Annotated in this window: 16 protein-coding genes; 2 read left to right on the forward strand and 14 right to left on the reverse strand. The window is 33.7% G+C overall.

Translation table 11 applies throughout. The features are described 5' to 3' along the window. Positions 1–2: 2 nt before the first annotated feature. From ACTIEI_RS02895 to nadA, 9 genes are all read right to left on the reverse strand, one after another. On the reverse strand, positions 3–920 hold the full coding sequence (locus ACTIEI_RS02895; RefSeq protein WP_439504778.1) for a 1-acyl-sn-glycerol-3-phosphate acyltransferase: 918 nt from the start codon (positions 918–920) through the stop codon (positions 3–5). Between the two features lie 3 nt (positions 921–923). After that, a complete protein-coding gene (locus ACTIEI_RS02900) occupies positions 924–1,346 on the reverse strand; it encodes a hypothetical protein (RefSeq protein WP_439504779.1) in 423 nt (140 codons plus the stop codon). Positions 1,347–1,356: 10 nt separating this feature from the next. Then, positions 1,357–2,181, reverse strand: a complete 825-nt coding sequence (locus ACTIEI_RS02905; protein WP_439504780.1) for a hypothetical protein — start codon at positions 2,179–2,181, stop codon at positions 1,357–1,359. Positions 2,182–2,200: 19 nt separating this feature from the next. Beyond that, the gene (locus tag ACTIEI_RS02910) at positions 2,201–3,532 is read right to left on the reverse strand and encodes an acetylxylan esterase (RefSeq protein ID WP_439504781.1); all 1,332 of its coding nucleotides are present in this window, start codon (positions 3,530–3,532) and stop codon (positions 2,201–2,203) included. 159 nt (positions 3,533–3,691) lie between these two features. Next, positions 3,692–4,711, reverse strand: coding sequence for a recombinase RecA (recA, locus tag ACTIEI_RS02915; RefSeq protein WP_439504782.1), 1,020 nt, complete (start codon positions 4,709–4,711; stop codon positions 3,692–3,694). A gap of 184 nt (positions 4,712–4,895) precedes the next feature. Continuing rightward, positions 4,896–6,788 carry a gamma-glutamyltransferase family protein gene (locus ACTIEI_RS02920; protein ID WP_439504783.1) on the reverse strand — a complete coding sequence of 631 codons (1,893 nt, stop codon included), beginning with the start codon at positions 6,786–6,788 and terminating at the stop codon, positions 4,896–4,898. A gap of 22 nt (positions 6,789–6,810) precedes the next feature. Beyond that, positions 6,811–7,983, reverse strand: a complete 1,173-nt coding sequence (locus ACTIEI_RS02925) for a dipeptidase (protein WP_439504784.1) — start codon at positions 7,981–7,983, stop codon at positions 6,811–6,813. Positions 7,984–8,070: 87 nt separating this feature from the next. Continuing rightward, positions 8,071–9,243: a cytochrome-c peroxidase gene (locus tag ACTIEI_RS02930; protein ID WP_439504785.1), complete on the reverse strand. Its 1,173-nt coding sequence runs from the start codon at positions 9,241–9,243 to the stop codon at positions 8,071–8,073. Positions 9,244–9,328: 85 nt separating this feature from the next. Further along, positions 9,329–10,339, reverse strand: a complete 1,011-nt coding sequence (gene nadA, locus ACTIEI_RS02935) for a quinolinate synthase NadA (RefSeq protein WP_439504786.1) — start codon at positions 10,337–10,339, stop codon at positions 9,329–9,331. Positions 10,340–10,816: 477 nt separating this feature from the next. Here nadA and ACTIEI_RS02940 point away from each other — a divergent pair, with 477 nt between their 5' ends. Together ACTIEI_RS02940 and ACTIEI_RS02945 are read left to right on the forward strand one after the other, a co-directional pair. Beyond that, positions 10,817–12,907, forward strand: a complete 2,091-nt coding sequence (locus ACTIEI_RS02940; protein WP_439504787.1) for a peptidylprolyl isomerase — start codon at positions 10,817–10,819, stop codon at positions 12,905–12,907. A 98-nt stretch (positions 12,908–13,005) separates the two neighbouring features. After that, positions 13,006–13,509: a DUF2480 family protein gene (locus ACTIEI_RS02945; protein ID WP_439504788.1), complete on the forward strand. Its 504-nt coding sequence runs from the start codon at positions 13,006–13,008 to the stop codon at positions 13,507–13,509. A gap of 10 nt (positions 13,510–13,519) precedes the next feature. Here the strand turns inward: ACTIEI_RS02945 and ACTIEI_RS02950 are convergent, their stop codons facing one another. The 5 genes from ACTIEI_RS02950 to ACTIEI_RS02970 all read right to left on the reverse strand — a co-directional run bounded on the left by ACTIEI_RS02950 (position 13,520) and on the right by ACTIEI_RS02970 (position 24,209). Continuing rightward, on the reverse strand, positions 13,520–14,281 hold the full coding sequence (locus tag ACTIEI_RS02950) for a sterol desaturase family protein (RefSeq protein WP_439504789.1): 762 nt from the start codon (positions 14,279–14,281) through the stop codon (positions 13,520–13,522). Between the two features lie 9 nt (positions 14,282–14,290). Continuing rightward, positions 14,291–17,119 (reverse strand): DNA polymerase I, encoded by a 2,829-nt coding sequence (gene polA / locus ACTIEI_RS02955; RefSeq protein WP_439504790.1) that lies wholly within the window; start codon positions 17,117–17,119, stop codon positions 14,291–14,293. A 115-nt stretch (positions 17,120–17,234) separates the two neighbouring features. Beyond that, a complete protein-coding gene (locus ACTIEI_RS02960) occupies positions 17,235–18,548 on the reverse strand; it encodes an amidohydrolase family protein (RefSeq protein ID WP_439504791.1) in 1,314 nt (437 codons plus the stop codon). A 10-nt stretch (positions 18,549–18,558) separates the two neighbouring features. Then, the gene (locus tag ACTIEI_RS02965) at positions 18,559–21,699 is read right to left on the reverse strand and encodes an amidohydrolase family protein (RefSeq protein WP_439504792.1); all 3,141 of its coding nucleotides are present in this window, start codon (positions 21,697–21,699) and stop codon (positions 18,559–18,561) included. A 92-nt stretch (positions 21,700–21,791) separates the two neighbouring features. Beyond that, on the reverse strand, positions 21,792–24,209 hold the full coding sequence (locus ACTIEI_RS02970) for a hypothetical protein (RefSeq protein WP_439504793.1): 2,418 nt from the start codon (positions 24,207–24,209) through the stop codon (positions 21,792–21,794). Between the last annotated feature and the right edge of the window lie 21 nt (positions 24,210–24,230).

Raw genomic sequence — 24,230 nt, forward strand, 5'->3', positions numbered from 1 at the left:
AACTATTTAATTGGATTTCTGCATAGCACAATAGTTCTTGCAGCAATAACAATAAAAGATAAAAGGAAGAAGCCGTGTATTCCAAATAAGAAATTCAATATGACTCCAATGATTAATAGAAATAACGGATAAATTAGGAATAATATTCCAAATAAAACAGAATCGTAAAATACCGTATTCCTTGTTTTGTTTTTTACGAGTTGATCAATAACCTTAAAAAGTGGATTGTGAAGATAATACCCGATTAAAGAAATAAATTGCATCCAAACGGTATGATTAGTATTTGCTGAGACTGGTTGTATAATTAATGGGTCAAGTGCTTGCTTTATTTGAATATTAAAATAATTCATGTTTTTTGCACGCTCACAAAATGGAAATAAATTGTTTGATTCAATTGATTCTCCTATGGAAATCTGAACTGTTTTTGCCCAAGCATTAAAACGATCATAGGCAATACCTACAGGAAGTATTTTCAACGGTTTTTTGCCTTGGTAATCAAGCGCAATTCTTGCAGCTCCTTTTTTAAAGGGCTGAAGTTGGTTGGTTAATAAACAAATTCCTTCAATGAAAATTAAAACTATTCCCCCCTTCTCTAATATTTTTTTTGACTGATTAAATGCATATTCGTTGAGGTATAAATTTTCCTTTCCTTCACTTAATCTATAAATGGGGATCATATTTAATAAACGCAAAAAAAAACGATGATGCTTTTTTTTAAAGGCATCGCCTCTTGCTAAAAAATGAATTGGGTTTTTAAAAAAAGCCCCAATAATGATTGCGTCTAAAAATGAATTAGGATGATTGGCTACAATTAAGAGGGGCCCCTTTATTTGTAAATTATTTCTATGATTAATATAAATTTTTCTACAGAAAAAAGAGAGTGCTATTCGAATAAAGGGTTTAAAAATTGCGTAAATCAACGATTACCTTTTTGGGGGTCCTATATAGGTAAAACTACCATTATACGTATTGGTAAAATTGGTTAGTTCTATATTCATGACTATCGTATAGTTCCCCTCTCTATCAATAGGAACTTCAAAATTAGAACTAAATAATTTTTTTGCATTTACCATCACATCAAACTTATGGTCTAATACTTGTCTACCGCTGTTATCAAATACCGTATAAACCAATGATCCTTGCTGAACGTCTCTTAAATTATTCATAAACTGAATCTTGTATTTTACAGGATTTTTCCTGCTAAATCTAGCTTTGGAATTATAGGGAGCAATCTTAACTACTACTTCTGATTTTGATTTAGATTGCTGTGAATAGATATTTGTTGCTACAAGAAAAAATAAAAATATAAACAGCGTTGCTCTTTTTATGAATACGTTCACTATCATATTTATTTGTTTATAATTCAGCTACTATTGAAATAGCACCGCCACCCCCTTTACCAGTATTTCTACCGCTCACATCACTAAAAATAGATAAAAAAAGTTGATGATGTTGACCAATCCTTCTACCATATCCAGCGGTTATTCTAAAAAAGCTGAATTGCCTATTTAAAAAGAGGTTATTGGGATTAAATAAAGTTTGTGTACTGGTAGACTTGACTGTAGCTAACTGAAAAGTAAGTTTATTGTCGGTATCTAAAGGAATTCCTAATAATGCATCACCAAAAAGTTGGGTAGGACCTTCTGGGCTAAAGAACTGTCGAACACCCACATTAATATCAAAATAAGTATTAGAATATCTTTCCCCATTAGAACCAGAATAAGTCATTTTAACTTCACCACCTACTTGCTGAAATCCTGTAAAGGGAATTTTATTGATATTATTAGTATAAAGTGGAACAATTAATGATCCTGTTACGGTTAAAAACTTAGTGTAATCAAACGTATTTAACAAATAGGATAAACCAAATGTTGCATCACCTAAACTAGCGTTCGATTGTAATAAACCTGTTTCTTGTTTACGTTGAATAACATAAGAAACATTTCCTACAAAGTCTAGTCTTTCACCAATACCTATTCCACCGTACAATCCAAAAAAGTGAGATGCAAATCTTCCACCATTAGAATAAGCAAAATAGTTGCCATTACCATCCCAATACCCTTTTGCCATATATAAGTTATAGGAGGGTACTAATAAATATTTTCCTCTTCCAATCGGAAATCCCGCATAGGAATAATGATAGACTAGTACAAAAATGATCAGTACAATAATTTTTTTCATCCAATTTTTTTTAAATAACTCAAAGAATTTTTTTCATCCAAAAAATTTCATAACCATAATAGGTTTTATCCATCCCATTTTCATCTAAACTCATGTATATATTTCTATTGTCAATTCTAATTTGATTATACAAAGAAATGGCAGCTTGAGCTGGACTAAATGTGTTTTTTTGATTATGACCAAATAGTACCCTAGAACGAATATTTGACGCAAAGTTAACAGGATCAAAATATTCCCAATTTTTAAATAATCCTTCTTCGTTCAATCTATTTCGTGGATTTCTTAAATAGGTTTGAAAATTGGTTACAGGCCAAGGTATAACTTTTTGCGTATTGGCCATATAAAAGAGGGTTCGCATATCTGTATATACGGGTCTTTCAATGATACAACCCTGCGGTCTATTATCCAAAGAAGAAACAACCGCTGCTAAAACAGCACCCTGACCAGCACCTTTTACAATAACTTTTCTTAGGTCAAGCTTTAAATACTCGTGTCTATAAATAAAATCTAATCCTCTAAGCGCATCCATGTATACAGACCTATATATATATTTATTTCGGTCGTTTAAATTAATGATATTAAAAGTATTAAAATCGGCATTGGTATTGTCTTTGCTATTTCCGTGCCCCCTTACATTAAGTCTGAATACGGCCATATCTGTTTTAAGAGAATCTGGTCTTAGTTCTTGCAAATAATCGGGTAATTCATAAATGACAGAAAACTTGCCTTTCCGCTTTGGTACAGACAACCAACCTCTAATGGTTTGGAATTCTACCGACTGAAATTCAACTAAAAATACATCGACTTCTCTGGTACTTTGGTCGCCTCTTCTAGTTACCCTAAACTTGGGGTCAATATTGATTAATTCTCTTCTTGCATCATCCCAAAATTGATCAAAATCTGCTGGTCTATTTACTGTTGAATACACTTTTTCAGGGTCTACACCATAGCCAAAACTGAGGGTGTCTATATAATCATTGGCTGAAACCATTAATAAGAATTGATAAAATCCAGGCTTTGTTTTATCGTTTTCGAGGTATAGGTCTTTATTGTAGCCACGTTTAGCATCCATTGTAAAAAACAAATCCTCAGAAAATACCTCTTCCCCCTTATAGTTAAAGACTTTGGCTTTTATTGAACCCCTTACTTTTTCGTTTGTGTTGTTTTTAAATTTTAGATTATATCCAATTTTATCGTCGTTCCTGAATATTGCTTCCTTTTTAAAGGGCTTAATATCGTATCCTATTCCCTTTTGTGCATAGGTATGCCCTCCGAATAAACAAGCCATTAAAATTAGGCATTGCAGAATACGGCCGCTAAGGATAGAATAGCTGGGTACCTTTGCGTTCATTTGCACAAATGAATTAAAACATAGAGCATTAAAAAGCCACTAAGTGTTTGATAAACGCCTAAATAGGGGCGAATATTATCTAAACAGGGATTAATTTAATACAAAAGCCCCGGCCTTTTCAGACCAGGGCAATTTACTAACCCATCTAAAAGCGGTTTATTATTCCGTTGCTTCAGCGGGGGTTTCCGCTACCACAATTAATTTAGCCCTAATTTTAGCTTCGATTTCGTTACTCAATTCTGGATTGTCGTGAAGTAAGGTTTTTACTGATTCTCTTCCTTGACCTAGCTTATTACTTTCGTAACTAAACCAGGATCCACTTTTTTGAACAATACCCATTTCAACACCCATATCAATTATTTCACCCACTTTGCTAATGCCTTCTCCAAAAACAAGGTCAAACTCGGCTGCTCGGAAAGGAGGGGCCACTTTGTTTTTTACTACTTTAACCTTAACTCGATTACCAATGGCTGTATCACCATCTTTAATTTGAGTCATTCTTCTGATATCTAAACGAACAGATGCATAGAATTTCAAAGCATTACCACCTGTTGTTGTTTCAGGGTTTCCAAACATTACCCCAATTTTCTCCCGAAGTTGGTTGATGAAAATACAAATGGTATTGGTTTTATTTATCGTTGCAGTTAATTTTCTTAAAGCCTGACTCATTAATCTTGCTTGTAATCCCATTTTACTATCGCCCATTTCGCCTTCCAATTCTCCCTTTGGTACCAAAGCGGCAACGGAGTCAATTACCACAACGTCTAAAGCACCCGACAAAATAAGCCTATCAGCAATTTCTAATGCTTGTTCTCCATAATCTGGCTGTGAAATCAAAAGGTTATCAACATCAACACCCAATTTCTGAGCATATGCACTGTCAAAAGCATGTTCAGCGTCAATAATTGCACACATACCACCCTTTTTTTGCGCTTCAGCAATTACATGAATAGCTACTGTTGTTTTACCAGAAGATTCTGGTCCGTAGATTTCAACAATTCTACCTTTAGGAAGACCACCTACACCTAATGCAGCATCTAAGCCAAGCGAACCAGTAGAAACCACTTCCATGGGGGCTGTACTTTTTTCATTCATCATCATTACACTACCTTTTCCAAAATCTTTGTCGATTTTGTCAATGGTCAGCTTTAGCGCTTTTAATTTTTCTGCATTACTCATGTTGTTCTTTTTAGATGGTCAAAATTAATGAGGTGGTAAAACTAGTGGATTTTAATTATACACACTAATTTTTTTAGTATTTTTTTACTAACCTGTTTAGTTTTTTGTTTATTGTACCAAAAATAATACGCCACCAAAGTAATTGGCAGCGTATTTATACTATTGTGTATATTTTTTTAACTGTTTACCAACCTATACCATAATCTTCACCATTATTAGAAGACCCACCCCAAAGGCTATTGTGCTTTCTATCAATAAAAATCGCATTGATAGGGCCACTAGTTCGCTGACCAAAACTGAGTTTATAACCCATTTTCTTAAGTGCTTCTCGGGTGGGTTCTGGAGTTCTTGCTGAAAGCAATAAGTCTCCCGCCTTGGGTTTACGGTCTTTTATTTTGGTACCCCCTAGGGATAACCACAATTGATTAGTATTAATATTTTCTGCTTCAGAAGCCTGCTGAACAGTCATTCCAAATTCAACCATATTTAAGAAGAACTGCAATAAGTTTTGATCTTGAGTGTCCCCTCCTTGAACAGCAAAAGATAAATATGGCTTACCATCTTTTAATGCCATAGATGGAGTTAGTGTTACTCTGGGGCGCTTTCCTGGTGCAACAACATTGAAGGGGTTGATGGCAGGATCCAATACAAAGCTTTGCATACGTTGGCTCATACCAATTCCTGTGTTTCCCGCAATTGTAGCTGGCAACCATCCACCGCTAGGTGTAATAGATACTACCCAACCATCTTTGTCGGCAGCTTCCACACTAGTGGTTCCCCTCCATAGACGGTCCATATAAGCTTCTAATTCGGCTTTAGCGGTAACGCTGCTATCGTGTGCTGGTACAAAATTTCTTTTTCCAGTACTATCAATTTCTATATTCCACTGTTTAATTTGTTCAGTATATGGATTAACCCTTCCTTCAAAAGGATAAGGATCTCCTGGAGAAATTAGGGCATTATTTTTTTCTGGGTTGATTAATGCTGCCCTTTGTTTAGCATACCCTTTACTCAATAAGCCACTCATAGGCTGAGGGGTTGGAGCAAATGCGGGATCACCGTAATAAAAATCACGGTCTGCAAATGCTAGGCTCATGCTTTGGTAAATCGTGTTAATATATTGAGGCGAGTTGTAACCCATTTTTTTCAAGTCGAAATTTTCTACAATATTCAACGCTTGCAGCATGGAAGGTCCTTGGGTCCATTGAGTTAACTTATATACATCAATTCCCTTATAATTAACCATAGATGGAACTTCTTCTTTCACTTTCCAGTTAGCTAGATCTTCTTTCGTGATTAAACCACCTTGTTCTTGAGCCCCTCTTACAAATTCATCAGCAATATCTCCTTTATAAAAACGGTCATACGCTGCTTGCAAAGCTTGTTTACGCGTTTTTTTATTCTTCAACGCTGTTTGTTCTGCTTCTACTAACTTTTTTAAGGTATTTAGTAAGTCTTGCTGAACAAATATTTCACCCGCTTCTGGGGCTTCTCTTTTTTCTCCTAAATGTGGCAACAATACTTTCTTACTGTAAGGCCATTGTTTAATTCTTTCTTTACCTCTTTCAATGCTATTGGCTGTTTGCGCATCAATAGGATAACCCGCGGCTAGATCCATAGCAGGCGCTAACACTTGTTTTAAACTCATGGTACCATATTCTGATAACATATGGATTATACCACCTACTGTACCAGGAGTGATTGCTGCTAATGGACCATATTCGGGAGGAAATTGGTAACCCTTTGATTTAAAAAATTCAGGAGTAGCTCCAGTAGGCGCAACCCCTAAAGCATTAATACCAATTACTTTACCTGTTTTTGGATTGTAAATAATAGCCTGCGTTTCGCCACCCCAACTCAACACATCCCACATGGTGCAAGTAGCAGCTAACATGGCACAAGCTGCATCAACAGCATTTCCGCCATGTTGAAAAACCATTGATCCTGCTGTTGCAGCAAGTGGCTTACCGGTTATTGCCATCCAATTTTTACCATGTAAAGGTGGCTTCTGTGTAGCCTGAGCGGTAAGCATTGTAGCAACAAAGAATAATACCGAAGTCAATAAAGTTGTTTTCATAAATAAATTGTTGATTGGGGTTTTATTTTATTTCTTGGGATTTCATTACTCTTAATAGATTACCACCCATAATTTTTATTACTTCTTTTTTACTGTATCCTTTTTCTAATAAAGCTTTTGTAATTAGGGGATAGGTTGTTACATCCGTTAGTTCTCTTGGGCTAGCGGTAATACCATCAAAATCAGAACCCATACCTACATGGTCTACTCCAATTCTTTTTACTATATAATCTAAGTGATCTAATAACATACTCATAGGTGGTTGAATGGCTAGTGATTCTTCTTTGTATTTTTCAACTACGATTGCTTGAGCATATTCTTTTTGCATTCCGTTTGCAATTAATTCTTTTATTTCTGTTTGTTTATTTTGTAGGAAAATTTTTTCTCTATTTTTAAAAGAGCTATCAATAAATGCCGAGTAAAAGTTTAATTGAATTACACCACCATTTTTACCAACAGCGTCAATTTGTTCATCTTTTAAATTCCTAAAAACAGGACAAAGCGTATATGCATTACTATGAGAAACTAAAACAGGTTTTGTGGTAGTTTGTATGGCATCCCAAAATGTTTTTTCACCCACATGACTTAGGTCTACCATCATACCCAATTGGTTCATTCTCTTTACTACTTGCTTACCAAAATCATTCAATCCTAATTTTGCTGATGGGTCATCTTTTAATTTAGTTTCATCCATTGCAGAGGTAGCCCAACTAGTTGAATTATTCCAAGTAAGGGTCATATAACGAACACCTCTTTTATATAATGAGTCTATTTTATTAATATCATTTTCAATCATATGGCCACCTTCAACACCAAACATTGCGGCCAATTTGTTATTACGTACTGCTTTTTTTAAAGCATCGTAATCGGGTACAATCTCTATTTTTTCAGGATTTCGCTTCGCTACTGCATAGAGTGTATCTATTTCTCTGTTAGCCCAAGAATAAGGTTGTTGTTTTTCTCCATCACACCAAACACTAAACAATTGCACATCAACACCCGCTTCTTTAAAACGATTTAAATCGGAATGTGTTTTTCCTTTTAAATCTTGGTCAATCAACACATTTTTTTCAATAGAAGCCGTAAGCAAATCATTATGAGAATCTGCCATGATTGCTTTTCGATGTACTTTTTTATACGACTGTGCTTGAGCAACAGAACTAAAACATAATAGCCCAATAACAAGGTACTTCATTTGATAGCTTTGGTTAAAGCTAAAAAATTTGTAGTGGCAATGGTGAATTTTTTTTTGAACGGATGGAGTAATGTTTATATTAAAAAATTACTTAAAAGGATTGCTCCATTTCGCATTGGTCGCTATTGTAGGGTCTGTCAAAGTTTTCATAAAAGCAACCAAAGCTGCCTTTTGTGCATTCGTTAAATTTAATCTTATTGGATTTCCATTAGGTTGTTTAAGTGCATTATCTAAGTTGGGATGAGCTTTCACTCCACTATTATAGTATTCAACCACTTCTTCTAAAGTATTAAATCTACCATCATGCATATATGGCGCAGTTAGTTGAATATTTCTTAATGTATGCGTTTTAAATGCTCCTTGACCTGCCCCATTATCATTGGTTGTATTAATATCTAATCCATTATTACGAGGTCCATTATTTGCAGAAACAAATGCTTCAGTAGTATGACATCCAAAACAACCAGCTCCACCATTTTGAACAGGTGTTATAAATATTCTTTTTCCTTCATTTTCTTCAGCAGTAAAATTGGCAAAATTAGCAACAGGGTTATTGGTTTGTGCTCTACCAATATCATACTTACTGTTACTACTTACAATACTTCTAACAAACTGTGCAAGTGCTAATGAAATTCTATTACTACTAATTACAGTATCACCAAAAGCGTTTTGCATTAAGGGTGCATAAAATGCTTGTTCTCTAACCCGTTGAAGTAGAGTAGGGATTGTCATACCCATTTCTGTCTGATCTTGAAATGGCATCAATACCTGTTCTTCTAAGCTAGCTGCTCGCTCATCCCAAAAGAATCTTCCTCGTTGATAAAATTTTGCATTGATTAAACTCATAGAATGTCTGTCAGTTTTTCCACCAGCAAAACCCTTACTTAAAATTGCTGTATCGCTAAACCCCAAAGATGCGTTATGGCAACTGGCACAGGAAATCGTCTTATTTACACTCAAATTTTTATCATAAAATAATACCCTCCCTAAGGTTGCTCCATTATTGGTAACAGTATTATTTGCAGGCGTATTATCAATACCATTTACAGAAGTTGGAGCACCACCACCTGCATTTACAAAAAAGTAAGCGGGTAAATTTAAATTTACATAGTCAAATGGAACGGCTGGTAAGTTTAATGCCGCAGATATAATAGGATTTTCAGTAGTAATTACTGTTGGTGTAACCACCGTCTGATCATTCTTATTACAAGCAATTATTGATATGGTTATCAATAAAACTAAAAGGAAGTTCTTTTTCATATGAGGCATTTGTGGCTTAGATGCCTTTACTAATAAAAGGTTTATTCCTAAAATAGAAAGCTTTGTTAAAGAAGTTAGTTAGATATTAGCCTCCAATTAATCCTGCAGCTTTACTGATATCCATCATTCTTTCCATTGGTTTCAAAGCCTTTAATCTTAAGACTTCGTCCATTTTTACTTCTGGCATATCATATTTCATACAGAGATATATCTTCTCTAAAGTATTAAGTTTCATATATGGACAATCATTACATGCACAATTATTTTCTGGAGGAGCTGGAATAAATGTTTTAGTAGGATTATTTATTTGCATCTGGTGTAAAATACCTGTTTCTGTAGCAACAATATATTCCTTTGTATGATCTGTTTGTGTATATTTTAGTAACTGAGTTGTACTACCAATAAAGTCTGCAATATTTAATATAGCTTCTTCACATTCTGGATGTGCAATTAGTTTTGCTTTAGGATGCCTAATTTTTAACTTAACAATTTTCTCTAAACTAAAAATTTCATGAACCATACATGCTCCATTCCAAAGCAACATATTCCTACCTGTTTTTTTACTTAAATACGCACCTAAATTTTTATCAGGAGCAAATAGGATAGGCTGATTGAGAGGTATACTTTCAATAATTTTCTCTGCATTTCCACTAGTACAGATGATATCACTTAATGCTTTAATTTCTGCTGTACAATTTATATAAGATACAACTATATGATCAGGATGTTTTTCTTTAAATGACTTAAATAACGCAGTCGGAGCGCTATCTGCCAAAGAACATCCTGCTTTTAAATCAGGTAATAAAACCTTTTTAGATGGATTTAAAATTTTTGCAGTTTCTGCCATGAAGTGAACACCGGCAAAAACGATCGTATCAGCAGTTGTTTGTTTTGCTTGCTGAGCAAGGCCGAGACTGTCCCCAATATAATCGGCCACATCTTGGATATCAGTTTCTTGGTAGTAATGTGCAAGTAAAACGGCATTTTTTTCTTTTTTAAGTTTTTCTATCTCTGCAAAGAGATCTAATTCAGGATCAATTTCCAAATCTAAAAATCCGTTTTGTTCAATTTTTGATTTTGCTATGTTAATATCCAAAGTAATAATATTTAATAATTATTTATATAAAATCAACTACTACTATTATGAGTGTGTATATCGGGATAACTTAGTTACCCACATAGTACAAAGGTAAACTTACTTAGTTTATCCACCATTATTCACTTTTATATTAACAGCTTATTTCTATTGTTTGCTTTTATTTTTTGGATTATACACATTCATGTATAACTGAATTAACATTTAGCATTTTATATAATTCACTTTTCTTACACTGTTAATTAACAAGCATAAACTTCCTCTTATTTTAATTAAATTAATAATTATTTTACTATGTTCGGGTATTTATCCTATTCCTTTCCACATTTTAAGTAGCATAAAGTTGATTTCTCCACTTAAAATTGAGGTTACCAACATGCCAATGTGTATATTTTTCCACAATTTATTCTACCTCTTTTTCCCTTATTTTTGCCTCCCCGTATATGAAGCGGGATAAATTATATATAATTATTAATTATGTCTGTAATTCAAACTATTCGAGACCGTGGCACCTGGATTATTTTTGTCATTATTGCTGTTGCATTAATCGCTTTTATTCTTCAGGATGGTGCCGGACGTGGTGGATCTGCTTTTTCTAACAGTTCTGTTATCGCAAAAGTAAATGGTAAAAGTATCGAGCGTGGTTACTTTGAAGAACGTTTAAAATCTCAAGAAGCCATGTACGCTGGTCAAGGTGCAACTCGTGATCAATTAATTGGTACTGTATACAATATGGAGGTTGATAATATTGTATTAAATCAGGAATTTGAAAAATTAGGTTTAACTATTTCTGCAAAAGAGTTGAATGATATTCTTTTTGGAGAAAATTCTCCTTTACGTCAGGAATTTACAGACCCAAATACTGGGGTGTTTAAAGTTGATGATGCTAAAAGAGCATTTGCTCAAATTAAGAAGAGCAAGAATGCAGAACAAATAAAAATGATTAATAGTGGTTATATAGAACCTACTATACAAAATGGTTTGCGTAATAAATACCAGAACCTTTTGATTCAATCAGTTTATGTGCCAAAATGGATAATTGAAAAGCAACAAGCTGATAATAATGCAATTGCGTCTGCATCTTATGTATATTATCCTTACGTTGCTATTCCTGATTCTGCTGTAAAAGTTTCTGATGCTGATATTAACAATTATGTAAAAAAGCATAGTAAGGAATATAAAAACGAAGAAGAAACTCGTTCAATTTCTTATGTTAGTTTTAGTGCCGCACCAACTTCTGCTGATTCTGCTGCAACCCTTGCACAAATAAATGAATTACGTGCTGGTTTTGCTGCAACTACAGATGCAGCAGCATATCTCGGTAAAGTGGGTTCTGAATTAGCTTTTTATAATAGTTATTTTGGTGGTGCTAAAATTCAAGTTGTTAATAAAGATTCAATTTTGCGTTTGCCTGTTGGTGGTATATATGGACCTTATATAGATGGAACGAATTATGTAATTGCGAAGATGGTAGGTATTAAACAGTGGCCAGATAGTGCTACGGTTAGACATATTTTAATTGCAACAAGTAATCCACAAAACGGTCAACAAATCCGTGATGATTCAACTGGTAAAAAATTAGCTGACAGTATTCAATTAGCTATTAAAAACGGGGCTGATTTCAATTCATTAGTTACAAAATATTCTGATGATGGTGGAAGTAAAGATAAAGGTGGTGTTTATGATTATTTCCCTCAAGGACAAATGGTAATTCCATTTAATGATTTTGTTTTTGATAATACCGTGGGTACAAAAGGTGTTGTAAAAACAGACTTTGGTTACCATTATATTGAAATTTTAGGTCAAAAAAATAGGGCTCCAGCTTATAAAATTGCCTATCTAGCTAAACCTATTTTAAGTAGCAATGAAACAGTTAATGAAGCAAATACCGCAGCTTCTAATTTTGTAGCTAACGCAAAAAACATAAAATCTTTCAATGAAAATGCTGGTAAACTAGGTTTACCAATTCTTCCTGCAAGTGAAATAAGACAAAATGATTTCACTGTAGGTACCATGGCTAATACTCGTTCTTTAGTAAGATGGATTTATGAAAATGAAGAAGGTGCAGTTTCTGATCCTACAGAAGTTGGTGATCAAATTATAGTTGCTACTATTACTGGTGTTAATAAAGCTGGTACTCTAGGAGCTAACGAAGCTAGGCCTCTAGTAGAGGGATTAATTAGAAATGAGAAAAAAGCTAAAAGTATCATTGACACTAAAATGAAAGGAAATAGTTTAGATGAGATTGCTAAATCGGCAGGAACTTCTGTTTTAAGAGCAGATAGTTTAGCTTTTAGTTCGGGTTTTATTAATGGTGTAGGAAATGAACCCAAAATCGTTGGTGCAGCTTTTAATAAAACAAACCTAAATAAAACCTCTAGTTTAATTGCGGGTAATTCTGGTGTATTTGCTTTAAAAGTAGAGAATATTTCTGCTAAAGCATCTGAGGCATTACCAGAAACACTAAAGCAAACGCTAATCCAAAATAGGAAAATGGCTACTTATAGAAGCGTTGAAGCTTTAAGAAAAGCAGCTATTGTCAAAGATTATCGTTTTAGTTTCTATTAGTAGATTTAATTCATTTGTAAAGCCCACTAATTAAGTGGGCTTTTTTTTGCGGCTATCGTAACAGAATTCTTTGTGTAATTGCTAATTTTACTTTTAGTATGGAACCGATTATTAATAAAGTAGCTGAAAGTGGAATTATTAGTCTTGACTTAGAGACCTTTTTTTCTAAGGATAAAATAATGGTTTTTGATTTGAAAGACTATTTATTTATGGGTCTAATTTTGAAAGAGAAAGATTTTAGAGCTGCTCTTCTTACTACCGATTGGGAAAAGTATAGAGACTGTTTCGTGGCTGTAACATGTAGTGCTGATGCGATTATACCAATGTGGGCTAATATGTTAGTTACGGTTTATTTAAGTCCTATCACAAAGGGTGTATTTTTTGGAACTGAAGAAACTTTAAAAGAAAAATTATTATTAGATGCTTTAGACTCCATTAAAGGCATAGATTATTCAGACCAAAGAGTTGTTGTCAAAGGATGTGGCGAAGTTCCTGTGCCCGCTTCAGCTTATGTTAAAATTACATCCATTCTAAGGCCTTACGCTAAAAGTATTATGTATGGTGAACCTTGTAGTACTGTGCCTTTGTATAAGAAAAAGTAAATATTTTATCTCAGTTGATTTCAATTCTATTTTTAACTTCTTCGAATTGTTGGTCATAATCTTTCCTAATCGTTCCAAAAATACGATCCCAGATTAAGGTATACAATCCATAGTTTCCTTTAAAGTACTGGTGATGCTGGTTATGATTTACTGAAGTATTTATCCATTTCCCCAACAGTGTTTTATTAAATCCCTTAGGATATAACTCGTAACCTAAATGACCGTATACATTATATATAATAGAGAATAAGAAAAAAATAGCTAAATGTGTTATATGAATAGGTAATGTAAAATAAAAAATAACTACTATACCTTGTTCTATAATTGCTTCTAATGGATGGAATGCATAAGCTGCCCAAGGAGACGGATTTGTTGATTGATGGTGTACTAAATGGACATATTTAAAGACACTTGAATGATGCATTATTCGGTGCATAATATAAAAGTATAAATCATGCATAATAAACATAATCGGAAATGCTAAAAAATAGTACATCCAACCCTGTTCCTCAATTTCCTTATAACGTGTTGTGTATGGTCCAATTTTTGGGCTATTAAGAACAACAATGATCAAGCTAAATATAATCATTGTACTTAGTGAATAAGAAAGTTCTCTAAAGAAGTCTTTACTTTTTGGAAATTTCGGTTGAATCTTTTTATAGAACCATTCTTTTCTAAATAAAATATAGAATACAATAAATGCAATGAATGCTACTGCAAAATATCTGCTTCCAATTTTTTCTAGCGCTTTAAAAAATAATTCCCAATTCATTTTTTTGTTTTAATGTGCTTCTAACCAGTTATTACCCCTGCCTACTTCAGCTTCAACAGGTACGCCATTGGGTAATGGCAATGCGTTTGTCATACACTCTATTATTAAAGTCTGTAATGCATCTGCCTCTGATTCCACTGCATCAAAGACTAATTCATCATGAACTTGCAAAATCATTTTAGACTCCCATTTTGTCTTTTGCATTTCAGTATGAATTTTAATCATTGCCATTTTAATCATATCTGCTGCTGTTCCTTGGATAGGAGAATTAATAGCATTTCTTTCGGCAAATCCTCTAACTGTAAAGTTGGCACTATGTATATCTTTTAGCCACCTTTTTCTACCCATTAAAGTTTCTACATAGTCGTGTTCTTTTGCAAATTTAATTTGGTCGTCCATGTATTGCTGGATAAATGGAAATTCTTTTTTATAATTATCAATAATTTCTTTTGCTTCAGTTCTGCTTACACCCAAATTTTCTGCTAATCCAAAAGCCCCCTGACCATAGATTATTCCGAAGTTTACACTTTTTGCTTTATATCGCATTTCTTTGGTAACAGCTGTTTCGTCTACACCATAAACTTTTGCTGCTGTAGCTGTATGAATATCTTTTCTTTCCTTAAATGCAGTACACATATTTGGATCACCGCTAATAGCGGCTACTATTCTTAATTCAATTTGTGAATAGTCTGCACTCATTAAAATTCTTCCTGGTTCTCTTGGTATAAAGGCCTTTCTTATTTCTCTTCCCCTAGCTGTTCTAATTGGAATATTTTGAAGATTAGGATTATTACTACTCAGCCTTCCTGTTACTGCAACAGCCTGCGCATAAGACGTGTGTACTCTACCGGTCTTTTTGTTAATCATTGTTGGTAAAGCATCTATATAAGTCGATTTTAGCTTTGTTAATTCCCTAAAACCTAATATGTCATCTACAATTTTATGCTGATTGGCTAATTTTAATAATACGTCTTCTCCTGTTGCATATTGTCCAGTTTTTGTTTTTTTGGCTTTAGGATCTAATTGTAGTTTATCAAACAAAACTTCTCCTAATTGTTTTGGTGAAGCCAAATTAAATCGAACACCAGCCTGTGCATATACGCTTTCTTCACATTTTTTTGCTTCTATTTCTAATTCTTTGCTGTACTCATGTAAAAAGGCTTCATCTACTTTAATACCTTCAAATTCCATTGAAGTTAACACTCTCACTAGTGGGTTTTCTACTTCATAAAAAACCTTTTCTACTTTTTTTTCTTTGAGTAATGGTACAAAACAATGTTTTAATTGAAGGGTTATATCTGCATCTTCGGCCGCATATTCTTTAATTTTTTCAATTTCAACATCACGCATATTTCCTTGGTTCTTCCCCTTTTTACCTATTAGTGTTTCTATGGAAACTGGTTCATAACCCAAATATTGTGCACTGAGCAAATCCATGCTGCGCCTACCTTCTGGTTCAATCACATAGTGTGCTAACATGGTATCAAATAATTCTCCTTTTGGTTCTATGCCATACCACTTCAATACTAATAAATCGTATTTGATATTCTGTCCTACCCAGCATTTGTTTTTATCCTCAAATAATGGAATCAAAAGATTAATTTTTTCCGTTGTTTCCTTTTGGTTGCTACTAAATGGTATATAATATGCTTTGTACTTTTCAAAGGCGAAACTCATTCCTACTAACTCTACATTATTCGCATCTGTTCCTGTTGTTTCTGTATCAAAGCATATTTCATATTTCGTTAATAGATTTTCAACTAGTTTTTTTATTTCTTCTACCGACTTTATTAAATGATATTCATGATTTGTGTTGTCAATATTTTTATCTGCAACCAGACCATAAGAGGGGGTGTTTTTTTCATCCTCATTGATGGTTTTATTTACTATTGGTTTTTGTTCTATAGCATTTCCAAATAAATCTGTTTGTATTCCTTGTGGAGCAGATTGAAATGCATTAAATGATTCTCCCAAAATTCTTTTCCCTAGGGTTTTGAATTCAAGTTCTGTAAAGACTGCATTCAGTTCTTCTCTATTCCATTCTTTCAATCTATAATCCTCTTCGTGAAATTCAACGGGCACATTCGTTATAATAGTGGCTAATTTTTTGCTAATGATAGCTGAATCTTTCCCTGCTCTAACCTTCTCTCCTAAAGCACCTTTTATTTTATCGGCATTTTCTAAGATTCCTTCAAGTGTGTCAAATTCTTTTAACAACTTAGCCGCCGTTTTTTCACCCACACCAGGTATACCAGGAATATTATCTACTGCATCACCCATCAATCCCAACATGTCTACTACTTGTTCAACTCTGGAAATATCCCACTTGCTACATATTTTACCTGCATCAATAATTTCTTCAGGATTTCCATAAGATGGTGGTTTATAAATATAGACATGTGGTTTAACTAATAATTGACCATAGTCTTTGTCTGGTGTAACCATGAAAACTTCATAACCAGCATCCGCTGCTTGCCATGCTATTGTTCCTATTATATCATCCGCTTCATAACCATCTAGTTCTACAACTGGTATGTTAAATCCTCGGATAATTTTTTGTATATCAGGTATAGATGCCAATAAATCTTCTGGAGCTTCTTGCCTATTAGCTTTATAATCAGTAAAATCAACATGCCTCTCTGTGGGTGCGTGTGTATCAAAACAAACAGCTAAATGTGTTGGTTTTTCTTTTTGAATTAAATCAAATAGGGTAGAAGTAAATCCAAATTGTGCATTCGTATTTATTCCTTTTGAAGTGATTCTTGGGTTTCTTATCAAAGCATAATATGCCCTATAAATCAAAGCCAAAGCATCTAATAAAAAGAGTTTTTTCTCCATATGGCTAAGGTAATAAATAGCTTGCTGCCGTTTATTTTTAATTCAGCTATTTCTTTCAAATTAAAAGCCCGGACAATTTTACTTGCCGGGCTTTCAACTAACTATTTATAACTGATTATTTAATAGCGTATTTATATTTATAACGCTCATATAATTGTTTGTGTTTGTCGTCTAATACAATTTTTCGTCCTTGAATGAACGCATGTTCAACAATACTTGTATGCATGTCTAATATGTCTCCGGCACTAATAATAATGTTGGCATCTTTTCCTTTTTCAATTGAGCCGGTTATTTGTTCTGCACCTAGTAGTTTAGCAGCATTGAGTGTGATTGCACTTAGTGCCTCTTCTTTGGATAGTCCATAAGCTGCAGCAGTACCTGCGTTAAAAGCAAGATTTCTTCCTCTATTTTGTGGATCATCGTCATTTATACAAAACAAAACTCCAGCCTTTTGTAAAACTGATGGAGCTTTATAAGGCATATCCACATCATCATCATCCAATGTTGGTAGATTATGCATTTGACTAAGGATCACACCAATATTGTGTTGTTTTAGCAAATTGGCTATTTGCCAGCTTTCTGAACCACCTACAATAACTACATCAAATCCAAATTCCTTTACAAAATCTATTGCCAACAACATTTGCTTTACTTGATTGCCATGTACATATAATTTTTGTTTTTTCTCAAACAACCCACGAGCGGCTTCCAATTTTAGATTGATTTCTTTTGGCGTATTTTCAATGTACACTTTCGCTTCTCTAAAATAGTTTTTCACAATTTCAATTCTATCTAAAGCTGCTTTTAATGGGTCAGTTGGTGCCTGAGGCATAAATTGTGCAAACAAAGCGCCCAATCTTCCGCCTGGTCTACCAATTAGACTTGGTAAATAAAGATTCATTCCATTATCCATTTTATAAGCCGCATCTTCCCAATGCCAAGCATCCAATTGAACCACACTTGATTGTCCTGCTAATAATGCACCCGCTGGAGCTGTGTGAGCTAAAAGAATACCGTTTGATCTTAAGGTATTGGTAATTTTTGAGTCTGCATTGTATGCGGATATTGAGCGAATGCTCGGATTCATTTCTCCAATTTCATTATAGTCTGTAGTTGCTCTTACGCCAGAAATTTCTTGTAATCCTAATGTAGATGCTGGTAAAATCAAACCAGGATAAATATGTTTGCCTGTAGCATCTACCACTTGTACATTTCCTTGTGGAATTGCAATATCTGTTCCTACTTCTTCAATTTTGCCATTGTTTATTTTAATAGTCGCTTTTTCAATAACGGTTCCATTTCCAACATGTATGGTACCATTTTTAATGAAAGTGACTCCTTTTTGTGATGTTGCAGGATATACAGTTTCTTGAGCATAAGATACTCCTACTAATAAGAGTAGTGTATTTATTAATATAATTTTTTTCATGATATTTTTTTTAGTGGTTGTTATTGTGTTCAATACCTTCTTCTTCACCAGCTTCAATTTCTAATAATCCTAATTTATGTCCATGGTCTAAACAAGTATGAACATATTTAAAGCTTGGTGTAAATGGAGCCATAGGAGCACCAGTTCTCTTTTCTCCAACCATTTTACTAATCAAACGGGTTCTTTCTGCTTTTACTTCTTTTCTCATGGCTTCATCCTTAGCACGGTCATAGTATATAGTACCATCTACAACCGTATAAAGTGATTTAGCATATATGCTTAAAGGGTGTGCAGACCATAATACTAAATCCGCGTCTTTACCTTCTTTAATACTACCTACCTTATTGTCTACGTGCAACATTTTAGCAGGATTGATAGTAACCATGTTTAAAGCTTCAATTTCACTCATTCCGCCATATTTTACACTTTTGGCAGCTTCCTGATTTAAGCGACGAGCCATTTCAGCGTCATCTGAATTGATAGCAACATTTAATCCCACTTTGTGCATAATCGTTGCATTATAGGGTATTGCATCTTGTACTTCGTTTTTGTATGCCCACCAATCAGAGAAGGTTGAAGCAGCGGCACCATGAGCCTTCATTTTATCAGCAACTTTATAGCCTTCTAGGATATGAGTAAAAGTATTTATTTTAAAACCATATTTTTCTGCTACTCTCATTGCAACTACTATTTCACTTGCAACATAACTATGACAAGTGATAAAGCGTTTGCTGTTCATTATTTCTACTAATGCTTCAAGTTCTAAGTCTTTCCTAAAAGTAGTTTGGGCGGCACCTTTTTTCTTACTATTTGCTTCATATTCTTTTTTAGCAGTTTCATATATTTTTGCCCTATTGAAAGCATCACTTAAAACCTGTTCAACACCCATTCTTGAATCAGGGAAACGAGAATTTCCTTGGGTAGAGGAAGAACGTTTTACGTTTTCGCCCAATGCAAATTTTATAAAAGGATCAGCACCTTCGAACATTAATCCTTTATCATCTGTACCCCAACGAAGTTTGATTAATTGAGTTTGACCCCCAATTGTATTAGCAGAACCATGTAAAATATGTGAACTAGTAACACCCCCGCTTAATTGTCTATAAATATTAATATCGTCAGGATCGAGATTGTCTTGCATTCTAACTTCCGATGTAACAGATTGCCCACCTTCATTGGTAGACGCGGATGCTATATGTGAATGTTCATCAATTATTCCGGCAGTTAAATGTTTGCCAGTTGCATCAATTATTTTAGCATTAGTTTCATTAAGACCCTTACCAACTTTTGCTATTTTACCGTTTTTAATTAAAACGTCTGTTCCTTCCAGTTTTCCTGCTTTTTCACTTGTCCAAACAGTCGCATTTTTGAAAAGAATCGTTTCTGGTTTTGGAATGTTTTCTTCATCGTTGCCAAACGCGGTAAATGGATAAAATGATTTACTGGTTTTAGGAATTGCCTTAGGTTTTACTTCTTCTGTTTTTGCTACAGTTAAACTAATTTCTTCTGCAGTCCATGTAATATGATTGCCTAATGAATCTACACCAGTTCCATTCCAACTTTTACCATTATTAAAACCGCTTAATTTAGCAGCATTTGCAGGTAATGCTGCTGGAACGTTAGCGCCCATACCCATACGGCCAGCTCCACCGATTCTTCTTTGCATTGGTGCAAAATTGATTTTGACTGTTTTACCATCAAAGCTAAATCTATTAGCCAATGTATCTTTTCCAATCAAAGTAGCTGTGTTATTAGATTTTACTTCAAGTGAATAGGTTTCTATTCCGGCCTCTGATTGAACAGTTAATTTATAATTACCGTTTATTGATTTCCAAGCATCTTCCTTAATAGCATATTTATTACCATTAACCCAGTTTTGAAGAATAACAGCTTTTTCAGAAAAAACAGGAGCAGTGGTAATTACAAAGTTTGCCATTTTACCCTCATCTAAGCTACCAACTTTGTCGTATACCCCAAGCCATGTTGCAGGATTTTTGGTTAATGCTTCCATTGCAGCTTTTTCAGTTAAACCATATTCAATCGCTTTTCTAAGGTTTGTTAAAAACGTTTTTGGATCTCTTAAATCTGCAGTAGTTAAACAAAATGGTATACCAGCTTTTTCGATGGCCGCAGGGTTAGTAGGTCCCAATTCCCAATTTTTCATATCGGCTAATGACACCATTCTAGCATCATTTGGATCTTCTACATCTTGTGCTTGAGGAAAATTAACAGTTACAATTAAGGGAGCTTTTGTTGCTGCCACTTCTTTTATTCTTTGGTACTCTTTTCCGGTAGTCTTTAGAATATACTGAATTCCAAATTCGTCACCAATACGATCGGCTCTCATCATATTCCATAAATCTATACCTCTATCTTGTACATCAAATATTTGAGGCAATGATTGATTATTATTAAAATATTGAAGGGTAATATTCATGCCTTCTTTAGTGGCTACTTCAGGATTGTTTTTGTACCAAGCAGCATCATTATAGGTTTGTCTGAGTAATGCAATTGTTCCCATTAAAGAGGAAGGATATGCTTGCGTAGAGGTTCCTTTATTAAAAGAATAAAGTGCGGCAGCTTTTTCTTTAACAATTGCAAAATTGTCTTTCTCTCCTGATAGCGTTACAACAGCACCTGTGCCTCTTACAATACCATCTTTTTGATGTGTAAGTACTGCACCAAAACCTGCTTCGCGCATTGGTTTTGCTTTAGCGTCATCAACACTAAAAATTTTATATGCATTAATATCAGATTTTAGGGCCTGGTTCCAACCGTATGCACCTTTTTGATTTGACGAAAGCTGAGCAGGTGCACCGAACCCACCACCACCTGAAGGTCTTTGAATTGCGGGCATTCCATAATCGGTATATATATCTATAAACGAAGGATAAATAAATTTGTCTTTACAGTCTATTACTAATGCATCTTTTGGTACGACTACACTTGTACCAACTGCTACAATTTTGCCATCTCGAATAACCATTGTACCATTTTGGATGGTATTTTGAGCATCTTTAACAATGGTGGCATTTGTAAAGGCATAACATCCATCTCTTTTGTCGGCTATACCATTTACTGGAAATGTTTCTTGGGCATGCAACAGGGTTGTCAACACCAAACAAGAAAATAACAACTTAATTTTTCTCATAAGTAAGGTTTATTTAGAAGGTTTCTAAAGCTACTACAAATGTTCGTCTTTTAAAAAAGACACATTTATAATGTGTTGAATGGGTGAATAGGTTATTGGGCTAATTGTTCTCGTTTATATTTTCCACCTTTGGGATCTAATTTAATTTTTATTTGACCATTAGGCTCAGATATCGCTCTCAAGAATATACTTGCACCTCCTTTCTCTTTATTGGAAGCAATTTTCATTTTTCTGCTTTGGTCCTTTTGTGTTAAATTATTCAATGGTACTTGAATATGCATATTGGTATTACCATTGAGCCCATAGTCGCCACCAACAAAAAGATTCAATGCCGAAGTGGCTATTTCCATTCTTGGTATATGAATAGTACCATGATTTAAGGTTATTGCATTTTTGATAGTTGCAAATTGAAGCGAATCAAGTTGACGGTTTTTAAAAACATGTTCTTGAATTTTCAACAATGGCATATAATTCAGTAGTGCGCCTTGTTTTATTTGAAAGTTAATGGCAGCATCTATTTGATTTGGATTTATGCCACCTTGTTTATTTAAAGGACTTTTTAGCTCACCATCGATATTGAGTTCTCCTCGTATATTTTTATAGGATAGACCATTCTGGCCAAAATTATTCATACCATATAATAACTCATCTGCTTTAACACGATTAACCTGAAATTTTGCTGTTAAGATTTTTCTTGACTCAATAGTCAACATTTTTGTCGAAAGTTGAATATTTCCAACACCCAAATTCATCCTCAAATTATTCAACCTCCAGTTACCGGAATTTAAATCGATCGACGAAGTTAAATTTCTTGCCACTAGGTTTTGCCATTTAATAGAATTAGCGTTCAAGTTAATATGAATGTTTTCGTTTTCTAGAATATGATCAATTTTACTAAATGTTAGATTTCTTGATTTTTTCTTTTTATGAAGACCATGCTGTAATGAACTACTAAATTCATTTAAGTTTAAATTAGGACTTGATATATTTATATTAACATTAGCTTTTCCTGGTGTATTTGGAATGGCTGCCAATGAATGGGTTGATATACCGGTAATTGTTAATTGACTTCCCTCTTTTGTTTGTGCGGTGAGTTTTTTAATTTCTATTGTATTGTTGTTTATTTGAAGATCTGCAAACGTATTTGAAATATTTTTTTGAATTGGTTTGATAAATATTTCTCCATCATTGATTTGTAATGATGCGCTAATTTTAGTGTTTTTCTCATTGTTATTAACTAGTGGGCCTTCATAATCAATATCCAATTTACCTTTCCCCCTTTTTATCACAATGTTATCGGTGTTTAATGGGGGGTTCAATAGAGCCAGATTAAATTGAGTTTTAAAACCACCTTTTAAATAGGGTTGTGTTAAGTTGTTTATTTGAATATTAGAAGTTTGAATGGGTATTTCATGCCAATTGCCAGATAACTTTGATAATATTATTGAACTATTCACATCATTGGGTTCTTGGGTTTTATTAACTTGATTATTAAATGTGCCCTCAACGTCTGCATCAGTAAATTGAATTTGGGTTGTTCCAATTGTTGTCTTTTTTATTTGCCAATGTGCAATAACTTTTGGTTCTCCACCACTCAATGGGCCATTAATTGTAGCATTAATTCCAAGGGGTTTTGTAATAATTATATGAGTCAATACTTTACTGATATTTTTTGTTAAGATTGATTTAGCAAAGTCAAACGGAATTCTTGGTGTATTTAATTCTAAAATAAACAAGCCTTTATTTTTCAGATCAAAATCACCCGTTAATATAAAAGGTATTTTACCAACTATTAATTCAATTTTCTTGAATGTCATTTTTTCTTTTCCAACTACAATTGAGTATTTTCCTATAAGTTTTTGATTTTTTAAAAAACTTCCTTTTAAGTGATTGAATATTAAAGATTTTATCACCATCTCTTTTTTGATATTCAAAATGGTCGTGCTATCATTTTTTGTTGATTGCACTTGTAATGACTGAATATTAAAATGAAATGTTTTTAATTTTTGATCATCTTTAATAATGATGTCAAATTTATTTAGTTCAATATTATCTGGTATTTGAACTACGGAGTTTTTCTCAGCAGCTTTTTTTTGTTTTAATTCATCAAGATTGTGATTACCTAATTTATCAGTATAAATAAATAATTGACCATCCTCTAATTTTGTTTTAGTCAATAGAATCTTACCATATAATAAGGGCCAAGTTTTTATTCGCACAGAAATATTTTTTGCGGTAAATAATTTCTGAGCATGAATTTGAAACATTGGTCCTTTTACATCTACTTCTTTTAATTCTATAGAGAAATTTGGAAATTGTTCAAATAGACTAAGATGAATGTCTTTAATAGTAACAGTACTGTGATATTTTTTTTGAATTGTTGCACTTGCTTCTGCAATCAATTCTTTTTTATGTTGCTGAACATATATACTTGCAATTAAAAATACCAATAGTATTATTAGAATGATACTTGATATACTATAGCCTAACCATTTAAGAAAACGTTTCAATGGTAATCGTTTTCTTAAAGT

Origin of the sequence: Sediminibacterium sp. (genome assembly GCF_051860225.1) — a bacterium.
Taxonomy (GTDB): domain Bacteria; phylum Bacteroidota; class Bacteroidia; order Chitinophagales; family Chitinophagaceae; genus Sediminibacterium.

Excerpts from the sequence above, each read along its gene's own strand:
- ACTIEI_RS02900 (WP_439504779.1), bottom strand. The coding sequence starts at position 1,346 with ATGATAGTGAACGTATTCATAAAAAGAGCAACGCTGTTTATATTTTTA.
- ACTIEI_RS02905 (WP_439504780.1), bottom strand. The coding sequence starts at position 2,181 with ATGAAAAAAATTATTGTACTGATCATTTTTGTACTAGTCTATCATTAT.
- ACTIEI_RS02910 (WP_439504781.1), bottom strand. The coding sequence starts at position 3,532 with ATGAACGCAAAGGTACCCAGCTATTCTATCCTTAGCGGCCGTATTCTG.
- recA (WP_439504782.1), bottom strand. The coding sequence starts at position 4,711 with ATGAGTAATGCAGAAAAATTAAAAGCGCTAAAGCTGACCATTGACAAA.
- ACTIEI_RS02920 (WP_439504783.1), bottom strand. The coding sequence starts at position 6,788 with ATGAAAACAACTTTATTGACTTCGGTATTATTCTTTGTTGCTACAATG.
- ACTIEI_RS02925 (WP_439504784.1), bottom strand. The coding sequence starts at position 7,983 with ATGAAGTACCTTGTTATTGGGCTATTATGTTTTAGTTCTGTTGCTCAA.
- ACTIEI_RS02930 (WP_439504785.1), bottom strand. The coding sequence starts at position 9,243 with ATGAAAAAGAACTTCCTTTTAGTTTTATTGATAACCATATCAATAATT.
- ACTIEI_RS02940 (WP_439504787.1), top strand. The coding sequence starts at position 10,817 with ATGTCTGTAATTCAAACTATTCGAGACCGTGGCACCTGGATTATTTTT.
- ACTIEI_RS02945 (WP_439504788.1), top strand. The coding sequence starts at position 13,006 with ATGGAACCGATTATTAATAAAGTAGCTGAAAGTGGAATTATTAGTCTT.
- ACTIEI_RS02950 (WP_439504789.1), bottom strand. The coding sequence starts at position 14,281 with ATGAATTGGGAATTATTTTTTAAAGCGCTAGAAAAAATTGGAAGCAGA.
- polA (WP_439504790.1), bottom strand. The coding sequence starts at position 17,119 with ATGGAGAAAAAACTCTTTTTATTAGATGCTTTGGCTTTGATTTATAGG.
- ACTIEI_RS02960 (WP_439504791.1), bottom strand. The coding sequence starts at position 18,548 with ATGAAAAAAATTATATTAATAAATACACTACTCTTATTAGTAGGAGTA.
- ACTIEI_RS02965 (WP_439504792.1), bottom strand. The coding sequence starts at position 21,699 with ATGAGAAAAATTAAGTTGTTATTTTCTTGTTTGGTGTTGACAACCCTG.